Source organism: Arthrobacter sp. ISL-65, assembly GCF_018613795.1.
Lineage (GTDB): Bacteria > Actinomycetota > Actinomycetes > Actinomycetales > Micrococcaceae > Arthrobacter.
Genome location: NZ_JAGGPN010000055.1, coordinates 1 through 23,205 on the forward strand (window position 1 = coordinate 1; position 23,205 = coordinate 23,205).

24 protein-coding genes and 1 pseudogene are annotated in these 23,205 nt (G+C 63.7%); 11 read left to right on the top strand and 14 right to left on the bottom strand.

What is annotated here, in order from left to right:
- On the top strand, positions 1–635 hold a 635-nt coding region (locus tag J7I85_RS21955), incomplete at its 5' end, for a pirin family protein (protein WP_285289641.1).
- A 22-nt stretch (positions 636–657) separates the two neighbouring features.
- Positions 658–1,026, top strand: a complete 369-nt coding sequence (locus tag J7I85_RS21960; protein WP_214857226.1) for a GNAT family N-acetyltransferase — start codon at positions 658–660, stop codon at positions 1,024–1,026.
- Between the two features lie 197 nt (positions 1,027–1,223).
- On the opposite strand, the gene J7I85_RS21965 is transcribed toward J7I85_RS21960, so the two are convergent.
- Positions 1,224–2,021 (bottom strand): hypothetical protein, encoded by a 798-nt coding sequence (locus tag J7I85_RS21965; protein WP_214857228.1) that lies wholly within the window; start codon positions 2,019–2,021, stop codon positions 1,224–1,226.
- Between the two features lie 92 nt (positions 2,022–2,113).
- On the opposite strand from J7I85_RS21965, the pseudogene J7I85_RS21970 reads away from it, so the two are divergent.
- Positions 2,114–2,299, top strand: a pseudogene (locus J7I85_RS21970) (carbonic anhydrase); the annotation flags it as partial.
- A gap of 8 nt (positions 2,300–2,307) precedes the next feature.
- On the opposite strand, the gene J7I85_RS21975 reads toward J7I85_RS21970, so the two are convergent.
- Together J7I85_RS21975 and J7I85_RS21980 are read right to left on the bottom strand one after the other, a co-directional pair.
- Positions 2,308–3,549, bottom strand: coding sequence for an NAD(P)/FAD-dependent oxidoreductase (locus tag J7I85_RS21975; protein WP_214857230.1), 1,242 nt, complete (start codon positions 3,547–3,549; stop codon positions 2,308–2,310).
- A 43-nt stretch (positions 3,550–3,592) separates the two neighbouring features.
- Entirely contained in the window at positions 3,593–3,817 is a 225-nt protein-coding gene (locus tag J7I85_RS21980; RefSeq protein WP_214857232.1) for a hypothetical protein, read from the bottom strand.
- Positions 3,818–4,043: 226 nt separating this feature from the next.
- On the opposite strand from J7I85_RS21980, the gene J7I85_RS21985 reads away from it, so the two are divergent.
- A complete protein-coding gene (locus tag J7I85_RS21985) occupies positions 4,044–5,504 on the top strand; it encodes an MFS transporter (protein ID WP_214857234.1) in 1,461 nt (486 codons plus the stop codon).
- Here the strand turns inward: J7I85_RS21985 and ftsW are convergent.
- The 3 genes from ftsW to J7I85_RS22000 form a co-directional block, all read right to left on the bottom strand.
- Positions 5,501–6,736 carry a putative lipid II flippase FtsW gene (gene ftsW / locus J7I85_RS21990; RefSeq protein WP_214857236.1) on the bottom strand — a complete coding sequence of 412 codons (1,236 nt, stop codon included), beginning with the start codon at positions 6,734–6,736 and terminating at the stop codon, positions 5,501–5,503. The genes J7I85_RS21985 and ftsW overlap by 4 nt on opposite strands.
- 124 nt (positions 6,737–6,860) lie before the next feature.
- The gene (locus tag J7I85_RS21995) at positions 6,861–7,319 is read right to left on the bottom strand and encodes a CHAD domain-containing protein (protein WP_251024695.1); all 459 of its coding nucleotides are present in this window, start codon (positions 7,317–7,319) and stop codon (positions 6,861–6,863) included.
- 440 nt (positions 7,320–7,759) lie between these two features.
- A complete protein-coding gene (locus tag J7I85_RS22000) occupies positions 7,760–8,392 on the bottom strand; it encodes a hypothetical protein (RefSeq protein WP_214857245.1) in 633 nt (210 codons plus the stop codon).
- Positions 8,393–8,631: 239 nt separating this feature from the next.
- On the opposite strand from J7I85_RS22000, the gene J7I85_RS22005 reads away from it, so the two are divergent.
- Positions 8,632–9,252 carry a dihydrofolate reductase family protein gene (locus tag J7I85_RS22005; protein WP_214857247.1) on the top strand — a complete coding sequence of 207 codons (621 nt, stop codon included), beginning with the start codon at positions 8,632–8,634 and terminating at the stop codon, positions 9,250–9,252.
- Here J7I85_RS22005 and J7I85_RS22010 read toward each other — a convergent pair.
- Complete coding sequence (locus tag J7I85_RS22010) at positions 9,249–10,610, bottom strand: aspartate aminotransferase family protein (protein WP_308159612.1); 1,362 nt, start codon at positions 10,608–10,610, stop codon at positions 9,249–9,251. The two genes, J7I85_RS22005 and J7I85_RS22010, sit on opposite strands and share 4 nt — an antisense overlap.
- Before the next feature lie 195 nt (positions 10,611–10,805).
- On the opposite strand from J7I85_RS22010, the gene J7I85_RS22015 reads away from it, so the two are divergent.
- A complete protein-coding gene (locus J7I85_RS22015; RefSeq protein ID WP_214857249.1) occupies positions 10,806–11,441 on the top strand; it encodes a dihydrofolate reductase family protein in 636 nt (211 codons plus the stop codon).
- A gap of 131 nt (positions 11,442–11,572) precedes the next feature.
- On the opposite strand, the gene J7I85_RS22020 is transcribed toward J7I85_RS22015, so the two are convergent.
- From J7I85_RS22020 to J7I85_RS22040, 5 genes are all read right to left on the bottom strand, one after another.
- Complete coding sequence (locus J7I85_RS22020) at positions 11,573–12,316, bottom strand: GntR family transcriptional regulator (RefSeq protein ID WP_251024696.1); 744 nt, start codon at positions 12,314–12,316, stop codon at positions 11,573–11,575.
- A gap of 131 nt (positions 12,317–12,447) precedes the next feature.
- Positions 12,448–13,239 carry an IclR family transcriptional regulator gene (locus J7I85_RS22025; RefSeq protein WP_214857256.1) on the bottom strand — a complete coding sequence of 264 codons (792 nt, stop codon included), beginning with the start codon at positions 13,237–13,239 and terminating at the stop codon, positions 12,448–12,450.
- Positions 13,240–13,421: 182 nt separating this feature from the next.
- Positions 13,422–15,068: an L-glutamate gamma-semialdehyde dehydrogenase gene (gene pruA / locus J7I85_RS22030; RefSeq protein WP_214857259.1), complete on the bottom strand. Its 1,647-nt coding sequence runs from the start codon at positions 15,066–15,068 to the stop codon at positions 13,422–13,424.
- Positions 15,069–15,120: 52 nt separating this feature from the next.
- Positions 15,121–15,795 (bottom strand): GntR family transcriptional regulator, encoded by a 675-nt coding sequence (locus J7I85_RS22035; protein ID WP_214857261.1) that lies wholly within the window; start codon positions 15,793–15,795, stop codon positions 15,121–15,123.
- A gap of 73 nt (positions 15,796–15,868) precedes the next feature.
- Positions 15,869–16,780 carry a proline dehydrogenase family protein gene (locus J7I85_RS22040; protein ID WP_214857268.1) on the bottom strand — a complete coding sequence of 304 codons (912 nt, stop codon included), beginning with the start codon at positions 16,778–16,780 and terminating at the stop codon, positions 15,869–15,871.
- A 630-nt stretch (positions 16,781–17,410) separates the two neighbouring features.
- On the opposite strand from J7I85_RS22040, the gene J7I85_RS22045 reads away from it, so the two are divergent.
- The 5 genes from J7I85_RS22045 (at position 17,411) to J7I85_RS22065 (ending at position 21,208) form a co-directional block, all read left to right on the top strand.
- Positions 17,411–18,202 carry an amino acid ABC transporter ATP-binding protein gene (locus J7I85_RS22045; protein ID WP_214857270.1) on the top strand — a complete coding sequence of 264 codons (792 nt, stop codon included), beginning with the start codon at positions 17,411–17,413 and terminating at the stop codon, positions 18,200–18,202.
- A gap of 7 nt (positions 18,203–18,209) precedes the next feature.
- Entirely contained in the window at positions 18,210–18,857 is a 648-nt protein-coding gene (locus J7I85_RS22050) for an amino acid ABC transporter permease (protein ID WP_214857272.1), read from the top strand.
- Positions 18,857–19,519: an amino acid ABC transporter permease gene (locus J7I85_RS22055; RefSeq protein WP_214857273.1), complete on the top strand. Its 663-nt coding sequence runs from the start codon at positions 18,857–18,859 to the stop codon at positions 19,517–19,519. Before J7I85_RS22050 ends, J7I85_RS22055 begins: the two co-directional genes overlap by 1 nt.
- Positions 19,520–19,583: 64 nt before the next feature.
- Positions 19,584–20,450 (top strand): ABC transporter substrate-binding protein, encoded by an 867-nt coding sequence (locus J7I85_RS22060; RefSeq protein WP_214857275.1) that lies wholly within the window; start codon positions 19,584–19,586, stop codon positions 20,448–20,450.
- A 227-nt stretch (positions 20,451–20,677) separates the two neighbouring features.
- On the top strand, positions 20,678–21,208 hold the full coding sequence (locus J7I85_RS22065; RefSeq protein WP_214857277.1) for an alpha/beta hydrolase: 531 nt from the start codon (positions 20,678–20,680) through the stop codon (positions 21,206–21,208).
- Between the two features lie 197 nt (positions 21,209–21,405).
- Here the strand turns inward: J7I85_RS22065 and J7I85_RS22070 are convergent, their stop codons facing one another.
- Complete coding sequence (locus J7I85_RS22070) at positions 21,406–22,704, bottom strand: aconitase X catalytic domain-containing protein (protein ID WP_214857279.1); 1,299 nt, start codon at positions 22,702–22,704, stop codon at positions 21,406–21,408.
- On the bottom strand, positions 22,697–23,131 hold the full coding sequence (locus tag J7I85_RS22075) for an aconitase X swivel domain-containing protein (protein ID WP_214857281.1): 435 nt from the start codon (positions 23,129–23,131) through the stop codon (positions 22,697–22,699). The genes J7I85_RS22070 and J7I85_RS22075 overlap by 8 nt, the downstream gene beginning before the upstream one ends.
- Positions 23,132–23,205 lie beyond the last annotated feature (74 nt).

Below are 23,205 nucleotides of genomic sequence, written 5' to 3' on the forward strand. Positions count from 1 at the left end.
CTGACACCGGCATCCTGCACGGGGCCCAGCTCTGGTATGCCCTACCCGACACCGCCAGGAACATGGCCCCAACCTTTGAGCACTACGCCCCGGAACCTGTCCCGGGCGACGGCACCGAACTGCGGGTCTTCCTTGGCTCCCTGGCCGGTTCCTCCTCGCCAGTGACCACCTACACCCCGCCGCTGATGGGAGCCGAAGCGGTGCTCAGGGCCGGTGCACGGCTCGAACTGAACCTGGACCCGTCCTTCGAACACGGAATCCTGCTCGACACCGGCGACATCTCCCTGGACGGCACCCCCATGGCCGTGGACCACCTCCACTACCTGCGCACCGGCCGCGGCAGGGTCGTCCTGGAGGCCGGGCAGACCCCGGCCCGGGTACTGATCCTCGGTGGAGAGCCGCTCGGTGAACAGATCGTGATGTGGTGGAACTTCGTCGGCCGCACCCACGAGGAGGTGGTCGCCTATCGTGCCGCCTGGCAGGCCGAGATCGGCGCCGAACCGGCCGGCCCTCCCACCGGCAACACCTACCAGGACGGCGCCCCGTACCCCCGCTTCGGACCCTACCCGGAAGGGTACCCGGCACCGCTGCCGGCCCCGGCCCTGCCCAACGCCCAGCTACGCCCCCGCGGCTGACCAACAACCCCAGGAGACCTCCATGGAAAACCAGGCGAACATCACCGTCCGGAACACACCGGAACGCCACCGCTACGAAATCCTCGACGGCGACGCCATCATCGGCAAAGCCCACTACCTGCCCCACGACGGCAATAAAGGGCGTGAGCGGATTTTCTACCACACCACCGTCAGCGAGGACTACGCCGGGCAGGGCCTCGCCGCACGCCTCGTACAGGAAGCGCTGGACGATACCCTCGCGGCCGGAATCGCCGTCGTCCCCGTCTGCCCCTACGTGAAGGTCTGGCTGCGCAAGCACCCGGACTACCAGCCGCGGATGACCGCCGTACACCCCGAGCACCTGACCGCCGTCGAAAACGCCGGACGGCAGCAGCAACAGCCCCGTCCGTGAACCAACGGCCGAGCACGGCCGGGGCGGCGCCGGCACCTTCTGCCAGCACCGCCCCTAAAACGCGTCAGCAGGTCAAGGGGCCAGCCGCCCGTGCTACTTGCTCGTGTCCGCGGCGGAGTCGACAGGCATCTCACGCGTCCTGCCGGGGAGGGCCCGGACGGGAAGGGCACGAACTCGCGACTAGGACGAAGGTCCGATCAGGCTTTGGCGAGCGGCAGCACCAGCATGTAGCCGGCCGGCAGATCGCTGCTCCAGCGTCGCGGCTCGCGGACGACGAACTGCGTCGCCAACTGCTTGGGGGTGAGCAGGGTGTTGGGCGCGGGGGACGGTCCCCACCGCTCGTCGCCGTACGGGTAGAGCGGATCTTGGACGCGGATGCCGGTGACCGAGAACTCCGGGAACTGGTCGGGATCGCCGAGTGACGCGAAGCCGCTCATCACCCACACGTGGCGACCGCGCCACATGACCAGCCCGACCGGCCGGTCCGTATCTGCGATGGCGCGCGCCGCGGTCTGCAGCGCTTCCTCATAGTCGGCGATGCTGACGACGGCGTACGACCCCATCCCGACCTCGTTCAGCACCTTCGCCCACCCCAAGGGGTTGGCGCCGTTGAACGAGTTGGACGACCGTGCCCGGGCCATCTCCCACAGCTCGCCCTGCTGAACGCGATCCGCCCACATGCCGGCCCCCTTGTCGTCGATGAGGTTGTGCATGATCTGGATGCTCGCCGCCACACACCATTCAAAGGTGTACTGGGGAACGAAGTCCCCCTCCTGGTAGAGGTTGAGGGCGAACGCCTTGGGCCTCGGGGCCGGCGTGGGGGACTGGGTCCGGTGAGGAGCGGGAATGTCATCGCGTGCGGCCGGCGGGGCCGAGGAGGTCTGGACCGGTCGTTCGGTGGCGGCCTCATCGAGTCTGACAGCGGGCGCGCAGGCCGAAAGGAGGGTGGCTAGGCTGACGAACCAGGCCAGAAGACGGAGCTTGGCACCCATCATGATCAACCCAGTTTATCGCCACGCGGCAGGAAAGCGTCGAGCAGGGGATGGCACAAATGCGCCTCGAGAACGCCAGCGAGCTGTGCTGGAAGAACTCCCGTTTGGCAGCGGCGATCATCTTCGACGTCGGACTTGGTGGCGTCTTTGTCGTCCTCGGACAAAACAACTGCGGCGCCGTCACGGCCGCGAAAGGGGCCGTGGATACTGGGGAGGTGCCCTCCGGCCACATCCCCGACCTGGTTGAGCGGATCACACCGTCGGTGCTGAGCTCGTTGCGTGCAGGCTCCTAGTCGGGCCTTCCGACAACGACGTGTGACGGGCTGTGAGTGACGTACCCCGTAAGCCAGGAGGAGAGTGCCCGGACCTTCTGCTGCGTGCCGGGCAGTAAGGCGAGGTGAACCCCGAGCCAGGATAGGAACGCCAGTGGTCCTTGGAGCTGGATGCGTTTGCGGCCCAGTTCGGCGACTGCTGCGCCGCGGCCGACCATGGCCATGTAACCCTTGTCCCAATAGGCGAAAGGCTGCCGAGTGCCGCCGGTAAGGTCAGCATGGATGTTCTTGGCGGCCCATTTCCCGGACTGTTCAGCAACAGAGCCGAGCTGGGGCAGTTTGGCGCCGGTGGCGTCGGTGATGTTGGCGGAGTCACCCAGGACATAGACGCCTTCGGTGCCGGGCACGGTCAGGTCCGGCAGCACGTCGATGCGTCCGCCTTTCCCCTGCGGCAGCCCGGATTCGGCGATGATTTTTCCAGCTTTCAGGCCCCCGGCCCACACGACGATCTGCGCGGGAATGATAGTCCCGTCCGCCAGCGTCACGCCGTCGGGTCGGACTTCGGTAACGCCCTGGCCCATGTGCAGCTGAACCCCAAGCTTTGTCAGCCGGTCCCGCGTGTACGCCTGCGACTTGGCAGAGAAGGGCATGAGCACGTTCGGAACCATATCCACAAGATGGATGCGGCACCGGGCTGCCAGTCCGGGCGAAAAATACTTGGGCACCAGGTACTTGACGTTCTCGGCGAGGGCGCCGGCTGTCTCCACGCCGGTGGGGCCGCCGCCGACTACGACCACCTCTGCGCGGCCGGCCTTCGCACGGTCCGCCTGGTCCAGGGCCGCAGTGAGGGCAGTGCTCAGGCGCGTGGCGTCGGCCACTGAGTACAGGGGATAGGCGAGTTCTTCGGCGCCGGGAGTGTCGAAGAAGTTCGGTACTGCGCCCGCGGCAATTACCAGGATCTTCGCCTGGTAGCGGGATCCGTCGACTGTGGTGACGGTACGGGTGGCGGAATCAATCGCCGTCACCTCCGCAGTGAGGACCCGGACACTTTCGCTGCTGCGGAACACGGACCGCAGCGGCCGGGCCACTGCGGACACACCGATCTGCGAAGCAGCCACCTGGTAGAGGAGGGGCTGGAACTGGTGGTAATTGTTCGCGTCAATAAGCAGGACCCGGATGCCTTTGCGCCCAAGCTGCTCAGCTGCTGTCATGCCGGCAAATCCGCCGCCGACCACGATCACCTGGTATGTATCGTCCATTCGTGCAACATACCCTGCCAGGCAACGCTGCAACAGGGCACGGTTAGTGCAAAATAGCGCTAATCTCGGCCCGGACCAGCCGCTCGGCCAGTTCGCCAAGGTCCAGGTTCAGGACGGCTTTGAGGGCGCGTGCCATGTTAGGGGCAGCGGCAAGGAATTCGGCCAGGGCCGGATCGGATTCCAGCTCCCGTCCAAGCTTTTCCCTGACGTCATTGGCGCTCCAGTGGCTGTCGGTGTGCTGACTGGTGAGTACAGTCTTGGCGTTCATGGCCCTGCCCTTCGTTCGCCCCGTGCATTGGCTCTGCCATGAACGACAATGCCGGGCTGGGCTCAAGAATCGGTCAGGCAACGGGCCAGATTTGAACAGGTTTTGCCGAAGTTTTCCTAAAGGCCCTTACCGGGACTAATTCGGCGCTTGGCACAGTTATGCGTCTGGGGCCGGAACCGGGATGCGCGCACGCACCTCGCTTTGATGACAACGGGAAAGAGATTACATGACGACGACGACTGCCGAGGGAGTGGGCTTCCGTTCCCGGCGGGGACCGATCCTTATTGCCCTGATGCTCTCGACGGGCCTGGTGGCGATCGATTCGACGATCGTTGCAACGGCGGTGCCGTCGATAGTGGCTGACGTCGGCGGCTTCACGTCCTTTCCGTGGCTCTTTTCGGCCTATCTGTTGGCGCAGGCTGTCTCGGTGCCCGTCTACGCGAAACTCTCGGACGTCGTCGGCCGTAAGCCGATCATCCTCAGCGGTATCGGACTTTTCCTGCTCGGTTCGATCCTCTGCGGAGTGGCCTGGAGCATGCCGGCCCTCATCGCGTTCCGTGTGTTGCAGGGCCTGGGCGCTGGAGCAGTCCAGCCGGTGGCGATCACCATCGCCGGCGATATCTACACGCTGACCGAGCGGGCAAAGGTGCAGGGCTACCTTGCCAGCGTGTGGGCGGTGTCCTCCGTCGTTGGCCCTACGCTCGGGGGCGTCTTCGCCTCACTCGGCATCTGGCGTGGGATCTTCCTCGTGAACATTCCCCTTTGCCTCCTGGCAGGGTGGATGTTGATCCGAACGTTTCACGAGAATGTCGAGCGTGCGAAGCACCGCGTGGACTATTTGGGGGCGGCGCTGCTGACAATTTCCCTAAGCCTGCTCATCCTTGGCGCCCTCGAGGGCGGCCAGGCGTGGGCATGGAACTCTTCCATCAGCATCGCCGTCTTCGCCGTCGGAGCTCTCTTGTTCGCCGCGTTCCTGCTCGTCGAGAGGAAGGCAGCGGAGCCGGTCCTGCCTCCGTGGGTCGTGTCCCGGCGGCTGCTGGCGACGACGGCGATGATCTCGTTCGGCGTCGGCGCAGTCATGCTTGGCCTCACCTCCTACGTTCCCACGTTCCTCGAAGGAGCCCTCTCGACCTCCCCGATTTTCGCGGGACTCGCCTTGGCGGCATTGACCATCGGCTGGCCGATCAGCGCGTCCCAAGCGGGCCGCTTCTATCTGCGGATCGGGTTCCGGAGGACCGCCCTGATCGGCGTCACGGTCACGGTCATCGGGACAGCCGTTCTGGCTCTTACTGCCGCCGCACCCAACATTTTGGTGACAGCGGCAGGTTGTTTCGTCGTCGGACTTGGACTGGGGCTGGTAGCGACCCCGAGCCTCATTGCCGCCCAGTCAAGCGTTGAGTGGAACGAGCGCGGTGTAGTCACCGGTACCAATCTTTTTGCACGATCGATCGGCAGCTCCATCGGCGTCGCCGTCTTCGGGGCAGTTGCCAACGCGATTTACGCCGGTGCCCCGGGCGGCGCTAGCGATCCGCAGACAATCGTGTCGGCGTCGAGCGCCGTATTCCTCGCTGTACTGGTCTGTGCAGTACTCAGCGTTGTTGCCGTTGTCGCGATGCCCGCCGTAGACGTTAAGAGCACGACCCCCGACGCGGCCGCCAAGGCCAGCGCGGCATCTTCACCTGATTAGGACCGTACTCGACTCCGGTGTACTGCTTGCTGCGACTTCTTGGGTCGAACGGGTTGAACAGGCTGAGGGCGGGTGACTGCCAAGATCATGCCGATGCCGGCCAGGGAAGAAACCATCGCTGAGCCGCCGTAGGAGATGAACGGCAAGGGCACGCCGATGACCGGGAGCAGGCCGGTGACCATGGCGATGTTCACGACGGCCTGGCCGATGATCCAGGTGATGACGCTGGAGGAGACAATGCGGGCGAACGTGTCTTGGGTGCGGGCAATGACCTTGAATACAGCGATGCCGAGGACCGTAAACAGCACGAGCACCAGGAGAGTTCCGGCCAGGCCGAGTTCTTCGCCGAGGATTGTGAAGATGAAGTCGTTGTGGGCTTCGGGGATCCAGTTCCATTTCTGCCGGCTCTGCCCCAGGCCCACCCCGAACCAGCCGCCCGAAGCCAGGGCGTACTGGCCGTGCAGCGCCTGGTAGCCGACCCCCTGGGAATCGTCCGCGGAACCCGCACCGAGCCAGGACGAAATTCGCCCGACGCGGTTGCCGCTGGTGGCAGCCAGGACGAGGGCTAACATCGTGCCGAAAATTCCGGCGACACCGAAGACTTTCATCCGTACCCCGCCGTAAAACATCGTGGCGGCGAGGACCATCATGATGATCATGGCCGTGCCCAGGTCATGGCCGAGAACGACAAACCCGATGATGATGACGCCGGCCGGCACGAGCAACGGGACGACTGCGTGCCTCCACTGATGAAGGAGAGCCTGCTTGCGGGACAGGACGGCCGCCGCCCAAATGATGAGCGCGAGTTTGGCGAACTCGGAAGGCTGGACGGTGAACCCGCCGAAGCCCAGCCAGTTCCGGTTGCCGTTCACCGTCATGCCCAAGGGTGTGAATACCAGGCCGAGGGATACGACGGCGGCCCCCAAGAGCGGCCAGGCAAGCCAGCGGATATGCCGGGTCCGGAGACGGGCCAGGCCGAACATGATGGCTATCCCGGCTGCCGTCCACATGGCCTGCCTAAGCGGAAGATCGTAGGGGTTCTTTCCGGCCGCCACCGATTCCACCGACGACGCGGAGGCAACTTCGATCAGGCCAAGGGCTGCCAGAACCAGTACAACCGCCAGGATAACCGGCCGGGTGCGGTCCCCGGACTCGTCACCGAGCCAGCGTCCGATGCGGAGCAGGAAATCGCCGCGGCCCGTCATTTTGCTCGGCGGATGCGTGGCGGTCATTTGCTCATCACTGTTTCCTTCCCTCGGGCCGGCCCTGCTCCGGGCCGTTCCGGGAAGGAGAAACCCGCCGGGGAAAAATCATACGTCCTTGTCTGCGCAATCAGGTGCTTTGCCGGACGTGAGGTCATCCCATGTAGAGGTGCCAGCGCCGTGGCTGCCGAAGCGGGGGAGCGGAACAGAACTGCTGGAGGTCTGCGACCAGCCGGAAGTACCGGTCGGATTCGAGCGCTGCCAGCGCCTTGTCGTAAGCCGCCTCATAATCGGATCCCTGAGCCTGGCCGCGGTCGTGGAGGTTCCGTGGGGTCTGTTCGTGGACAAGTGCGGACTTGCTCAGTGGCCCCAGGGCTTCGGCAAGCCATGTTAGTTCTGCACGAAGCTTCTCCGATTCGGTCCTGTTGAAGAGCTTCCGGTCCCCGAGTATTGACCAGACCCGCCCGGCGGCGTCACTCATGGCATTTGAGGCGTCCTGTTCACCGGATCGCACGCTGGGGTCGTAACAGAGCAGCGCCGCAACCTGATCGAAAAGGAAGGATGATGCGACCGGCTCGGCCTGTTGGCTGGTTTTCTCAAGAGCTTTTAGCATTTTATGTCCCGACTGTCCCGACTCTTCCGATGTCCGGGCCGGAAGAAGGCCCCGCTGGATTCATCGCTTTCGACACCTTCCATGGTGACTTGAGGACCTGAGACTGCCATGAGAAGCCCGTGAGGGTCTTCTCATGTCGAGGCGACAGCCCGTGTGGAACGGGGCCGGCGGCAGCGCCGTGGTCTATGCGTCCCGGTGGCAGCGCAGCGCTCCGTCGGCCCTTCGGGTCGAGCCCCTTGATGGTCTCGGTGACGACTGGCCGACGACCTACGGGGACCTCGTACCGTTCTACGCGCAGCTCAAAGCCGGCTTCGGAGTCTCAGGAAAGCCCTCGACGTGTGCCAGTACGAAATTCAGGGAGAGCCATAGCCACGGATGGCACAGTAAGAAGGAATGAGGCGACGTTCAGCCAATCTTTTACACATTCACCAGCGGGCCAGTCACGAAACTGAGTTCACCAGCTGGAGCTTCGATGTGAGATGTTCTTCAGCGTCCGGCGAGAGGTCGGCCCCGACGATCACGTAAAGGGCGCGCGCCTTGTTGCCTGAGGAGATAAAGGCCATTACCTTGATGACGTCCGATTCCAGGGTAGGAGGCCAGGTGATGACAAGTTTCCCATTCTCGAAGTCCAACGTGCCAGATACAGCCCACGCCTCGTTGTCCTGCAGGGAAAGCGCACCAGGGTTGTCCCAGCGGAAAACTCCGTAATGCTTGTCGCCCCCGACTTCAGTTGTGTAGTGGAGCCTCCCCTTTGTGCCGGTCAATTGGCCGGCATCCCTGGTCAGGCAGGCCGCCAATTGCCAAGCGTCTATCTGCTCAGGCGGTAGAACGTTGTGCCCGCGGGCTGCGCCGTCCGCCCATTTGCCCTGCTTGTGGGCTTCCCTCGTCAACTCGAACGAGTAGTTCGTCAAGTTAGCAACGCGGATGGCCACCGTGTCATCGGCATCGACCGCCTCATAAACAGTCCTCAAGGCCTTTTCGACTTCTTGTGCTGCTGAAGAGACCTTCTTGGCGGTCTCGTCGATGGCAGAGGCGATGTCGCCAACGTTTTCAATTGCCTGAACGATTGCCATTGGGGCTTCCTATCGAAGGGCGCAGGACAGAAGCTCTGGCCGACACTTGTGTGCGTGCGTATTGGCAATAGTGGACCGACGTGGATGGTCGGTCAGGGCGCTCGTCGTCCCGTCTAGCTGGGCGGCCAAGATGATCGGCGCATTTTGCCCATTGGACGCTGTGCCGTGGCTGTCTATGCTGATGCTTGCAAGCAAGCTCACCGCGACGCGATGGAGGTCGCCATGAGGAGCGTAGAGCAATGACTGAACGTACGGGGCGGGTGGTCTGCGACATCACGGTTACGGCAGACGGGTACTCGGCCGGGCTCAACCAGACCGAGCAGCGCCCGTTCGGCGACGACGGCGGCGACGGCTTCGGCGACGGGCTGCACGCCTGGATGTTCAAAACTCCCGACGAGAACCGGGCGGAGATCGACCAGATCATTGCCGCCAAGGCCTTCATCATGGGGCGCAATATGTTCGGCCCGGTGCGTGGTGAGTGGGATCGGCCGTGGAACGGGTGGTGGGGCGACAGTCCGCCGTACCACGGCCCGGTCTTCGTGCTCACGCACCACGCCCGCGAACCGCAGCCGATGGACGGCGGCACCACGTTCCACTTCGTCACCGACGGCATCGAGTCGGCGCTGGCCCAGGCACGCGCGGCGGCCGGCGACGGCGATGTGGCGATCGGGGGCGGCGCGACAACCATCAACCAGTACCTAGCCGCCGGCCTGATCGACGAGCTGCGCGTGCACATTGCGCCGCTCACGTTCGGCGCCGGCACACGGCTGTTCGAGGGCGTCCCGCCGCTGAAGCTCGAGCAGGTGAAGTCACGGGCAGCGACCCTGGTCACTCACGTGACTTACCGCGTGCTGGTTTAGCTCAGGTACGCGTCGGCTGCAGACAGTGCCTCGTCCAGGATGGCCAGGCCGGCCGAAGCATCGGAGTCGTTCACGTTGAGGGGTGGAGCGACGTGGACGCGGTTGCCCTGGACCAGAGGCAATAGCCCCCGTTCCAGGCACGCCTTGGCGACGGAGACCATCGGCGCGTTCTCGGAAGCTGTGGCTCCCGGGGGTACGAGTGGCTGTTTGGTCTGTCGGTCGCGGACCAGTTCGAGGCTCCAGAGGCCGCCAATACCGCGCACGTCCCCCACCGATGGGTGCCTCTCGGCGAGCCCCCTGAGTCCCGGCCCGAGGACGTCGGTGCCGAGGCGGGCAGCTGCCGCGGCGATGTGCTCCTCATGCATTGCGTTGATGGCGCCGACGGCTGCCGCGCAGGCGAGGGGATGGCCGCTGTACGTCATGCCCGCCGGGTACGGGCGCTTGGTGAACGTCTCGTAGATTGCGTCGCTGACCAGGACGCCGCCCAGCGGGACGTATCCGGAGTTAACGCCCTTCGCGAATGCCATCAGGTCCGGTGCCACACCAGCATGGTCCACGCCGAACCAGGCCCCCGTGCGGCAGAAACCGACCATGACCTCGTCGGCGATGTAGACGATGCCGTGGCGGTCGCATAGCTCACGGACCCCTCGCAGGTAGCCCGGTGGCGGCACGATGACCCCCGAACTGCCGGTGACTGATTCGAGGACCAGACCGGCGATCGTCGACGGGCCTTCCAGGAGGATCACCTGCTCTAGATGGGCCAGCGCCCGCTCGCACTCTTCCTCCGGCGTCCTTGAGCCGAAGGCCGATCGGTACAGGAAAGGACCAAAGAAGTGGACGGCACCCGCCGCGCCCGTGTCCGAGGCCCAGCGGCGCGGGTCGCCCGTGAGATGGATCGATGTCGTGGTGGAGCCATGATAGGAGCGGTAGGCGGCGAGCACCTTGGGCCGTCCCGTGTGGAGACGTGCCATCCGCACCGCGTGCTCAATTGCTTCCGTTCCGCCGGTGGTAAACAGCACGTGCCCGAGGTTCTCCGGCGCGACTTCTATGATCAGCCGGGCCGCTTCGCCCCGTACATCTGAGGCGTGGCCGGGTGCGAGCGTGCACAGGCGGTCAGCTTGCTCCTTGATCGCGGCCACAATGCGCGGATGTTGGTGACCGAGGTTGGTGAACACCAGCTGCGAGCTGAAGTCCAGGTAGCGCCGTCCGTCCACGTCGACGACGTGGCTCCCGGAGCCGCCGGCCAACGTAGGCACCTCGCGCGGCCCCTGGACAGCCCAGGGGTGGAAGACCAGATCGTCGAGATTCATGACATCCTCCGTAGCTTGAGTGCCGGACGGTTCACCCCACTGCTTCACACTGGCACCTTCCAGCACCAGTTTCCAGAGCTCTGCCACCGTCACCTGGCGAAGGACCTGCGGGACCCGGAACTTAGCCACGAACGCGGTGATGAGGAGGCCTTGAACGGCTGATCGCTCCGTGGATAGCATTGCCGGCATCGACGGCGCAGCGTCCCGGCGGCTCCTGACGTCGATCGGACGAAGGAGACGGCCATGGGCGAAACAAGTGCAGAAACGTCATCAGCGAGCCTGATGGTCGACCTCATCATCTCCCTGGATGGGTATGCCTCCGCCGAGGGATGGCCCGGCTGGTGGGGTCTGGAGGGGCCGGAATACCTGGCGTGGCTCGAGCAGGAGGGGGAGAAGGGCTACACCTTCCTCCTGGGGGCGAACACCTACCGGGTGATGTCCAGCATGTCTGAGGAAGCATCGGCTGATCGCTCCGGATTCTCCCAGGATGAGGGAGCCGCCCTGACCGGCCTTGACGCCGTTCCCAAGATGGTCTTCTCCTCCACCCTGCAGGCACCCCTGACCTGGCCGAACTCGGAGCTGGTCACCGGCGACGCCGTCGAGGCCGTGAGGGAGATGAAACGGACCGGGACCGGGCCATTGAGTACCCTCGGGAGCCTTAGCCTCTGCCGGTCACTGCTGACCGCCGGCCTCGTGGACCGGTTCAGGCTGGTGGTTTTCCCGGTCATCACGGGCCGCAACGGCCGGGAGCGGATCTACGACGGCTATCCGGACGTCTCGCTCGAAATGGTGGACAGCAGGACCTTCGACGGCCGGCTCCAGCTGCTCGAGTACGTCCCCACGGTGCTCGCCCGGCCGCCGGGCAGCGGGCCGAAGTGAGTCATTCCCTTGAACTTTTCGCTTCGGTGCCGTTGATCTGACCGGAAGCGAGGGCTGCCCAGGGATGTCGAGAAGCTTGGTTACCTCACCGCCTACGCCTACTTGGGCTTTTCCAGTTCCACGCATGCTGCTTACTGCGGAACGAGCCGCTTCTCAAGGCGCTGCCGCGCGCTGGCCAGGGACTGCTTGGTCAGCTTGGTGGCTTCCTTGACATCCCGTGCCCGTGCTGCGTCCAGGATGGCGGGCTGCGGGGTCCACAGGCTGGCGTCGTTGTGCTCCACGGCCTCCGTTGCGCCGATGACCTTGTACGGCCGGCACTGCAGCCAGAGCGTTTCGATGACACTCACCAGGACCGGATTGCCGCCCGCAGAATAGAACGTCCGGAGCAGGTCTTCGTCATCGTCCAGCGCATCCGAGACGCGGCGTTCCGCGACCGCCTTCTGCATCCGGGCCAGGGCGGCTTCCATGCGGGCCACGTCGGCGTCCGTGATGTTGGCGGCTCCGCGGCGGGCGGCCTCCACCTCCAGCGTGGCCCTGACCTCGTAGATATGGATCAGTTCACCGACCGTGAACTCCCGGACAACTGCGCCCCGGTGGGCGGCCACCCGCGTGGCAAGTCCGGTCTCCTCGAGCCGGCGGATGGCTTCCCTGACCGGCATGACGCTGGTGCCCACCATCTCGGCCACATCGCGGACGCGCAGCGGGGAGCCCCCGGCCAGTTCTCCCGTGAGGATGGCGGTGCGCAAAGCCTCATAGACCTGGTCCGCCACGAGAGTGGGGGTGATGGCAAAAGCCGGCGAGGATCCCATGGCGGCCGCCAGCCCAACCTTCTTGTTCTCCGGCTGTTGAGAAGCATCGACTTTTTTTCCTGGCATGGGACGATCCTATGGCGCATGGACCGGTTTCGCGCTTATTTGCAGGGCCAGCGGCGGAACGACGGCGTCCCCGGGGGGGTCGCCGTCGCCGTCGTTATCCAAAAGCCGCCAAAGTTATGAAAGTCGCCGGCTCAAACAGGTGCGGCGACCTGGCTGAGGTCCGCAGCCGCCTGGCGGGTGCTGCTGATGAAGTCGGCACGCGCCTCATCGGTGGCAGCCCGCTCGAGTGGCACCATGGTGGTGACGACGCCGGCAAGCCGGCCGCCGTCGTCGAACACCGGGGCGCTGGCGCCCCAGACGCCCGGGGCCAGGGCGCCCGAACTGGTGGCATAGCCGCGTTCCCGGATGGCTTCCAGATCGGCGCGGATGGTGAGTCCCTCCTCCGGGCGGAGGAAGTGGCCGGCAAGGTGATCGTCCCTTTCCTCGTCCGGAAGGAAGGCGAGGATGGCCCGTGCACTGGCCCCGTTCAGGAGGGGGCGGGAGCGTCCGGCGGCGTAGCTGCAGCTGAGGATGTGGGCGCTTTCCACGGACTCCACGCACAGCACTTCGTCACTGCTCTGCACCAGGTAGGCGGCCAATTCGCCGGTGTCCTGCGACAATTGCTCGAGCCTGTGCCGCACCTCGCCCTGGGCCAGGGCTTCCTCGCGGTAGTTGTCGGCAAGCCGCACCACTTCAGGTCCGGCCGAATAGCGGCCGATGAGCTGGTTTTCCACCACGAAGCCGGCCTGCAGCAGAGTCTGGAGGTGACGGTAGACAGTGGAGGCGGGGATCCGAAGGAGGCCGGAAATCTGCTCGCTGCTCAGGGTCCTGTGGCGGGCGAACAGGAGCAGGATGGACATCGCCGTGCCGCGTTCGTCACGGCGTTTCAGGGGTGGCAGTGCACTTGGGCTGGTTTTGGGTCGGGAGCTGATGCGTTTCTTCATTGGTGAACTTCCGTGGCTGGGTGGAAGGCCGGAGAGGGCAGCAGCCGCTGCCTGGACAGGTCAGGCAGCGGCTGCTGGGAAGCCGTTCGGTCTGTTGCGAAGGAGTCCGACGGCGGTTGGAGGCTGGGTGCGCGGGTGCGCACCCAGCCGGTCAGGAAAGGCCCGGGTTACCGGTCGCTTGCTTAGTCAGCGAGGTACGGCTGGCGCCATTCGCTGGACGGCGAGAAGTTCTCGTGGATGAAGCGGCCGCTGAGCCAGCGCTGCAGTGCCAGGCGGGAACCGGCCTTGTCATTGGTGCCCGAGCCGCGGCCACCGCCAAAGGCGACCTGTCCCATGAGGGCGCCGGTGGGCTTGTCATTGATGTACGTCATGCCCGAGGCGTTGCGGAGCTTGTCCAGGGCAAACGAGACGGCGCGGCGGTCATTGGCAAAGATGGACAGGGTCAGGGCATAGTTGCTGGTCTGGTCCACCAGATCCAGCACGGACTCCCACTCGCTGTCCTCGTAGACGTAGACCGTCAGGAGGGGGCCGAAGAACTCTTCGCTCATGGTGAAGGCGTGCGGATCGGTGGTCTCGAAGATCGTGGGTTCGACGAACCAGCCCTCTTCGGCGTGGACGCTGCCGCCGGCCAGGAGGGTGTGGCTCGGGAGGGCCTTGGCCTTCTCAAGGGCAGCCTCGATCTTGCGCAGCGACGTCTCGTCGATGACGGCTCCGAGGAACGTCTCGTGCTCGGCGACGTCGCCCACGCGGAGCGACTTGACGGTCTCGACGAGTTCGTCCTTGATCTGGTTCCAGATGCTGCGCGGGATGTAGGTCCGTGATGCCGCGGAGCACTTCTGGCCCGAGTATTCGAAGCCACTCCGGATCAGGGCTGCGCGCAGGGCATCGGCGTCGGCGCTCGGGTGTGCCACCACAGCGTTCTTGCCACCTGTTTCGCCTACCAGGCGCGGGAAGGAACGGTACTGGTCGATGTTGTCACCGGCTTTTTTCCAGAGGCTGCGGAAGACGTCCGTGGAACCCGTGAAGCTCAGCCCCGCAAAGTCCGGGTGGCTCATAGCCTGGTCGGAGATCGCACGGCCCGAGCCGTGGACGAGGTTGATCACACCTGGCGGAAGGCCGGCTTCCTCGAACATCCGCATGAGGACGTCATTGCTGAGGGCCGCCTTCTCGGAGGGCTTCCACACAACGGTGTTTCCCATGAGTGCAGCAGTAGTGGGAAGGTTGCTGGCAATGGCGGTGAAGTTGAACGGCGTGATAGCCAGGACGAAGCCTTCCAGGCCGCGCTGGTCCAGCGAGTTGCCTTCGCCCTGCAAGGACTCGGGCTGATCAGCGAAGATCTGCTGGGCGAGGTGGGCGTTGAAGCGGAAGAAGTCCGCCACTTCGCTGGCGGCGTCGATCTCTGCCTGGTGGAACGTCTTGGACTGCCCGAGCATGGTGGTAGCTACCAGTTCGTCCCGGTACTTGCCGGCGGCCAGGTTTCCGGCGCGCAGGAAGATTGCGGCCCTTTCCCACCAGGGTGTCCGGGACCAGTCGTGCTGAGCGGCCAAGGCTGCGTCGATCGCCGACTGGGTTACTGACTCATCGGCAGTGGGGATGCGGCCCAATACCTGGGAGTGGCGGTGGGGAGCCGTGACGTTGCGCAGCTCGCCGGTCATGGAGCGCACCCCGTTGATGACGTGGGGCAGGTCGCGGACGCTGGATGTGACCTCGGCGATCATCTTCTTGACCGAGGCCGCCTCCGGTGAGCCGGGACGGAATTCCCGCGACGGCTCGTTATAGGGCGTGGGGACCTTGAAGTTTCCAGTAACGCTGACAGATTGGGTGGACATTATCTGGGTTTCTCCTTTTGGACGTTCCCGGACCTTGGGGGTCGCGGGTTGGTTATTGGGTTTCGAGCCGCAGCTCCAGCCGGCGCAGCGCGCTGGCCAGGGAGTCCGCGGTGATAGTGGTGACTGCGGCAGTGTCGCCGTCGAACAGTGCCTGGACCAACGCTGGTTGCGGAGTCCAGAGAGTGTTGTCGTTCTTGGCTAGGGCCTCAGTTGCGCCGATCACCTTGTAGGGGCGGCACTGGAGCCAAAGTTGTTCGATGATGCTGACGAGTACGGGATTGCCCGAGGCTCTGTACAGGGCACGGAGAACATCCTCGTCCAGGTCCAGGGCGTCAATGATGCGACCTTCCGCAACGGCCTTCTGCATCTTTTCGCAGGAGGATTCCATCTCCCGTAGGTTCTTGCGGCTGACATTAGGGGCTCCCTGGGTCGCAGCTTGTACCTCGAGGATGGTCCGTACGTCGTAGATGTGCATCAGTTCGATGGCAGTGAATGTCCTGACTACTGCACCCTTGTGGGGGATGCGGGTGGCCAGCCTTGCTTCCTCCAGGCGGCGGATTGCCTCCCGGACGGGCATGACGCTTGTGCCTACCATGGCTGCCAGATCGCGGACCCGAAGGGGTGACCCGGATTCCAAAGTGCCAGTCAAAATGGCGTTCTCCAGGACCTCGTACACCTGGTCAGCCACCAATGTGGGGGTGACTGGACGGGTCATTTCAAGGCTCATGGAGTACTCCGTTTCTAGCTGGCGGCCGCTAATCGTGATATTTGATCACAATCCAGCTTACGTCAATGCCACATCAGCCTCCGATGAGGGAGCGAAGGAAGAGCAGCAGGTTGGCTGGTTTCTCGGCCATCCGACGCATCAGATACGGGTACCACTGCGTTCCGTAGGGGAGGTACACCCGGACGCGGTATCCGTCGCGGACCAACTCATCCTGCAACTTCCTCCGAACTCCGTACAGCATCTGGAATTCGAAGTCCTGCTTGCCCAGTCCGAGCTCGGCCGCGGTTTCCTTGACCACGTCGATGCAGGTGTCGTCGTGGGTTCCGAAGGCCGGGTCCGGCAGGTGCTGAAGCGCCCAACGGGAAAGATACTTGTATTGCTCAGTGACCTCGTCCGCGTCGCAGAGGGCGTCGGACGAGGATTCGTCAAAGGCGCCTTTGACAAGACGGATCCGGGGCTTGATGTCCGTGAAGGACAAGAGGTCCTCGGGCGTATGGCGCATGTTTGCCTGGATCGCCAGCCGGGTGTTGGGGTGGTCCGGCAGGATGCTCTTGTAAATGGCCAGCGTGTCCCGGCCGACAGAGCTGTGTTCCATGTCCACCTCCACGGTGGCCCCGTGCGTTGCTGCAGCGTTCAGGAGCGTCTTCAGGTTGTTGGCGCACTCCTGGCGGTCGATCATGATCCCCAGCTGCGAAAGCTTCACGGAGACGGTAGAGCCGGGAGCCTGGTTCTGAATGTTCTCGATGGCCCCTTGGTATTCCTGGGTGGCGGCCTTGGACTGGGCGAGGTGGTGGACCGATTCGCCCAGCAGGTCCAGGCTCACATCGATGCCGGCCCGGTTGAGGGCCTTCGTTGCGGTCCAGGCCTCATCGAGCCCGCGGCCTGCAACGTACCGGTCCACGATGGGGCGGGTCAGCCGGTTGCGCGTGGCAATGGCTTCAAGCTTCTTGTTCTCTGCGACGTGCAGGAGCAGTCTGTTCGGCATTGTGTACTTCCTAAGAGTCGCCGCGGACGGACCGCGGTTCCCGGCCGTTCCCTGGATTTGGGTCCGGGGATTTTTTGCCAACCCCCTTGCGAGTGTTGTGTGCACCACACTATGTTGTGATCACAAATCACACAAGTGGGCAGCAGAAAAAATTTGTCCTCCGGTTCGAAAGGAATGATCCATGAATGCAATACCCGTACCAATCGCACAGCCTGACGAGGTTGACGGCTGCGCTGACGGCTGCTTTTACTGCACCGGCCCCGAGACGGACTAGGCCGGCATCGGGCGGATGACCCGCCGGGGCGCGAGCGGCGCGACCGGGCGCGCGGTTGGAATGAATTTACAGCGGTGTTACAGCAAACCCATTGACTGATATGTGATCACAGATTACAGTTTGAGTGTGACTCCAACCACATCGGGCCTGGCTCCCAAGTGGCCGGTCAGCCTGGCACCCCAGGACCAGGGCTAAGACCGTCAGCCGACGCCGGCAACCGCCGGCACTCACATGATGTCGTGAGGCATCATCTGACAGCTTATGCAGGCGCTGAGCAACCGCCCGGCCCCTGCAGATCATCTAACATGCGCGGACCGATGTCGGGGTACACGCGTCCGCTACCCGAAGGAAACGATATGGGTTTAAGTTTTGGCACGAAAGCTCCCCCGACCGCGCTCTCTGGTGAGGTTGTGGTCTCTGGGCTTGGCAAGAGTTATGGCACGAGCCGTGTGTTGTCGGATGTGGATCTGGTGATGAACGAGGGTGAAGTGGTCTCGGTCATCGGCCCGTCGGGGGCGGGCAAGAGCACGTTCCTGCGGTGCCTGAACTACCTGGAAACACCGACGGAGGGCACCATTGCGATCGGCGGTGCCCGCGTTGTTGCCGGTGGGAAGCGGCCGGACAAGTCCAGCATCGACCACCTCCGGCGCGTCACCGGGATGGTCTTCCAGAGTTTCAACCTGTTCCCGCACCTGACCGTGATGGAGAACATCACCCTGCCGCAGCGCAATGTGCTGGGCGCGAGCAAGGAACAGGCCCAGGAGGTCGCGGAAAGGCTGCTGAAGCGTGTTGGCCTTCCGGACAAGGCCAAGGCGTATCCCGCCCGCCTCTCCGGAGGCCAGCAGCAGCGCATCGCCATCGCCCGTGCTCTGGCGCTGTCACCGAAGGTCATGCTCTTCGACGAGCCGACGTCCGCCCTCGATCCCGAGATCGGACTCGAGGTTCTCGCCGTCATGCGCGACCTCGCGGACGAGGGCATGACCATGCTCGTCGTCACCCACGAGATGCACTTCGCCCGTGACGTCTCGGACCGGATCATGGTGATGGGCAACGGCGGCGTGCTGGAAATCGGCCCGAGTCAGCAGGTCATGTCGGAACCGCAGAACGAACGCACCCGGCAGTTCCTCAAAGCCGTGCTGGACCGGTGACACCGCAATGATCACCCAACTTTTACCCGCGATTGCCCAGGGCGTCGGACTCACGCTTTACGTCACGGGCGCGTCGCTCCTGTTCGGCGGTGTCATCGGCCTGGTACTTGTCGGGGCCACCCGCTCACCGATCGGAATCGTCCGGGGCATCGCCACCCTGTACATCAACGTGGTCCGGGTCATCCCGCCGATCACCTGGCTGTTCCTGATCTACTTCGGCCTGCCCCAGTACGCGCTGCGGCTCTCCACGATCCAGGCCGCGATCATAGGCTTCTCCATTATCGCCTCGGCGTTCATGGCCGAGATCTACCGCTCGGGACTGCTGAGCATCCCCGAGGGCCAACGCGAAGCCGCCCACGCGCTCGGGCTGAGCACGCTCACCACCGTCAGGCACATCATCACCCCGCAAGCGTTCCGTGTCGCGCTGCCCGCGATCGCCACGTACGGCATCGGGCTGCTCAAGGACTCCGCCCTGGCCTCCACCATCGGGGTACGTGAGATCACCTACTACGCCCAGCAAAGCGCGGAGCAAACACACGAGGGCCTGCTCTCATTCATCGTCGCCGGCGCGCTCTACATCGTGATCAGCCTCGTCATCGCCGTCGTCTCCCGGCGGGTCGACCTCACGCTGCGCAAAAAGATCGGAGTGGCGTGATGGACATCCTCACCCAATGGCTCGGCTGGTTACCGAACCTCGCACCAGGACTGCTCATCAGCCTCCAGCTGACCGGACTCGCGCTGCTCTTCGGATTCCCGCTCGGCCTGCTGCTCGCCGTGATGGCAGCGGCGAAATTCGCCCCCCTGCAATGGATCTCGTTCCTGGTCGTTGAGATCGGGCGGGGACTGCCGGCCCTGGTGCTGTTGTACCTGCTGTACTTCAGCCTCCCCGACGCCGGCGTCACCCTGACCTCACTGACCACAGCGATCATCGCGTTGAGCTGGAACACCGGCGCCTACGCCTCGGAATACTTCCGCGCCGGACTCGCCGCCGTACCACTGGGGCAAAAAGAAGCAGCCCTCACCTCCGGGCTGCGCGGCTGGACCGGGTTCCGGATCGTCATCCTGCCCCAGGCCCTGCGGATCTCCACCCCGCCCCTGGCCGGACTCGCCGTCCTCGTCTTCCAGGGCAGCGCACTCGCCTTCGTGATCGCCGTACCAGAACTGATGTCCAAGGGCTTCGAAATCGCCTCCATCACCTTCGAATACCTCAGCGTCTACCTGCTCACCGCTGTGATCTACGGATCCATCACCCTCGTCTTCCTCGCCCTCGTCCGGGTCCTGGAACAGCGCCTCGGCCGCCACCTCCAACGCAACTGAAGCCACCACGTCTCTACCTATCCCGGGCGACCCGCCCGGGACACCCAGCACAGAAAGAAAAACCATGACACGAAATCCCCGTACACTCGTGCGCGCGCTTTCCGCCGGCACCGCCGCCGGCCTGCTCGCCATCTCCCTCACAGCCTGCGGCGGCAGTGATACCGCCGGCAGCGCATCCGGCTGCACCCCGGCACACAAAGACCTCAAAACAGTGACGCCCGGCGAGCTCACGGCCGCCAGCTACGACTATGCACCCGCCACGATCCTGAACGGCGACAACGTCACCGGCATGGAGGGTGACCTGATCAACGAGATCGCCAAACTCGAATGCCTCAAGGTCACCGTGACCACCTCGGGCGGCGCGGGCGCGGTCATCCCGTCCGTGCAGACAGGACGCGCCGACATCGGCTCGGGAGGCTGGCTGCGCACGAAGGAACGGACGAAGATCGTCCACCTGAGCACGCCGCTGTGGACCGATCCCCAGGCGATCGTCTCAACAAAGGGTCTCGCCAGCGACGGCCTTAAGGGCAAGAAGGTCGGCTCGGTCGCCGGCAACCTCTATAACAACAGTTTGCAGAAGTGGCTCGGAGATAACTTCAAGATCTACCAGGACGACGAGTCCATCTACGGAGACCTCAAAGCCGGCCGCATCGATGCCCTCGTGGCATCCGCCGCGTCCGCCAAGGGCCGATTCAAGGACGCCCCCATCGAGGGTGCCCAGGTGATCGACGTCAAACCGAACCCGAATGTCCCCGAGTTCGCTGCGGTCGGCCAGGTCATGTTCCCGTCCAGCCTCGACAACGACACGCTCGGCAAAGCCCTGGACGAGGACATCGAGAAGCTCCGTGAAGACGGCACCATCAAGAAGATCCTCGAAAAGTACGGAATCGACCCCGCCGTCGGCAAGCCGGGCAAACCCAACGAACTCTGACCAGAGCGTTATGCTGCACCTTGGCGACGTCGGATATTTTATCCGGCGTCGCCAGGGTGACTAGTGCCAAAAGGCGCACCCACTCCCTAACAGAGGGTTAGCTAATGCCAGCGCCATCGCTAAAGCACGTGGCCTGCGCCGTAGGTGTTCGCGGTGATCGGCCCGCGGAGCGCATGGAAGAAGCGCGATGGCAGAACCGAGAAACCAGACGATATTGTTGGCAACTGATGGCCAAGCATGGCATGTCCCATGACAAGATCACCTTCGACCGGTACGGCCTGACATTGGTCGGGAATCTATTCACCCCCGAAAACCTCGACGAGAAAGGGTCGTTCCCGGCGGTCATCGTGCAGGGCTCATTCTCATCCGTCAAGGAGCAGTGCCCCACGGTCACCTACCTTACGGATCAGCCCTTTGTCTCTGCTGTCGGCATGATGGGCATATGCACCTCGGCCAGCAATGGTGTCTACCTCGCCGCGGAGGACCCGCGTCTGAAGGGATTCGCGACGATCGCCGGGTTCGTCGCCGACGCCCGCCGCACCTTCGAAGAGACAGGGGAGCCGACGACGATCCCCGTCTACAGCGAGACCGACGAGAATGCCGTTAATTACCGCCCAGTTAGGGGCGCATACGACTACTGCACCAGCCCGCAGCGCGGAAACGTGCCCGCCTACGTCAACCGATTCGACGTCCGCTCGTGGGACACCTGGCTGAAGCTCGACCCTGGCCTCACCGTCTGGTCCCCTGCACCCGGGTAACCAAGCGAAGACAAACTCCCCATCCTCAGCTCGTGGATTCAGGACCCCGCCGCCAGGACAGACGGCACACGCGCCTGAACGAACAACGCCAGCAACGAGGTCCGGAATGACATCCTGCAGCCCGCTCCTAGGGGAGGAGGACGGAAACTCATCCATCTGCCCAGCTGGACGCATGCAGTGCGGATTTTTCAATCCTTCTAGGAACGCAGCCATTCAGGTTCGCTAATGATTGGCATGCCTGCTATAGCTGATTCAACACAATCCCTTGCGGTGCCAAAGTAGATTCCCCGACCCGTCAGCCCAGGCCCATAATGTGCAAACTTGCCGGAGTTGGTCATGATGCCGGAAGCGTCAGACGGGACTCGCCTGGGATTGAACATGCATAAACAGGTATCGGTGCTGATTCGCACCCCGAACGCGTCCAAGTCCTGCATGATGCCAAGCTCCTGGGCTTGGTCACGCACGAATCTGCTTGTAGTAACCAGGAACTCGACCTGCGGGTGCTTCTTCTCTCCGCGAACGAGGGCCCCGAGTTCGGCCAGGTCACGCAACGTTGCGTGTGGGCTTCCCATAGCGACCATGTTCAGAGTGGTGCTGGAGGCGCTTGATAGTTCATGCCAAATTTGGCGAAGTTGGTCCTTAGTCACCTGGAGCCTGCGTTGCGGCGCGACGTTGCCGAGAGCCGCTGCCAGTGTCGGGGCCTCGGGTGTCACGCCCACCATATGGAACATCCCGACAGCCCCGGAAGTAGCGAGGGTCGCGCAGAAGGTTTTCAGCTCTTCAAGTGAAGGTTTCTGCCGGATTCCTTCGATTACAGGAATGTCCGTTCCGGCGTGCTTGCCAATGAGGTATCCCAAAACCGTGTAGTAGCTGGGGTCAGCATGGACTACACCGGGGACGTTCACGAGAAGGGTTCCACGCCGGTTCTCGCTCAGGTGCAGGCCTGAGTTTGGAACGCGGCCGGTAAGCGCAGCGCACACGTCCATGAAGTCTCCGTGACGGTTGGTTCGAGCCCCTATCACGCTATTGGCATAAACGATTGCGTTGGACTCGGCCCACAGAATGTTTTGTCCGAACTGGGGTGTCTTCGGGAACACGTAGGGCGTGCAGGAAAAGATGGGGTTGGCACCCATTGCTTCGAGTGCCGTTGCCAACCGACCTGCGTTCGTGTCGAACTCGTTGCCGCTGTTCCAGGCCCCTGTCTGGCTTCGGTCGATGGAAATGGCGTTGAGCGTGGTGGGGACGCGTACCTTGGCCCCGTTGGAAACCAGCTCCTCTATGACGTTCAGGCTTCCCTTGCCCGTGTAGATGCTTCCCCCGATGTGCGCGTGGGAAATGTCAACCAGCTCCGTGGCCTGCTGGACGTGAGCCATGCGAACGATGATTCGCATCGCTTGCTGCGCGGCCCTGCCTTGGATTCCGTCGAGCATGTCCAGATCTTCTTTGGAGAGGGAAAGCCTGGACGCCGGAACGTCGCGTTGCTGGAGTCTACCCATGAAGGACCACCTGCCCGTCAGCGAGGATCTCCGCATACGAGGCCGTCAAAGCACGCGAGAAGTCGTCGTCATTAAGCACCAGGACGGGAATCGTTCGGGAATGGAACTCGTCGTACACAACCGCTCCCAAGGAGATAATTTCGTCAACTTTGTTCATAACGATGCCTGCCGGGCCCGCCCCTTCAACCAGGGCATCAAGCATGACGTAGCTTCCGGTGCTGGATCCTTTCCCTTTCGGAAGGACGACGATCTTTCCGGCGAGGGAAACGCCGTGAAGTGGATGGCGCCGGTCGATGACGATTCCGGTCGAAGGATCGACTCCGCCCCAGAAGCTAAGCATTTGCTCGCTGGCTGCAATCTCCCCCCGCGCCTCCCCCGGAACGAGGATCAGTTGTGCGCTTACTGTCGTACTGGGACTGTTGCCCATTGGTATATGCCTTTCGGCCGGATTCCCCAGGGCACGCGTGTTCGTCCGTTCAGCCATCCTTTGGGGCGACGAGG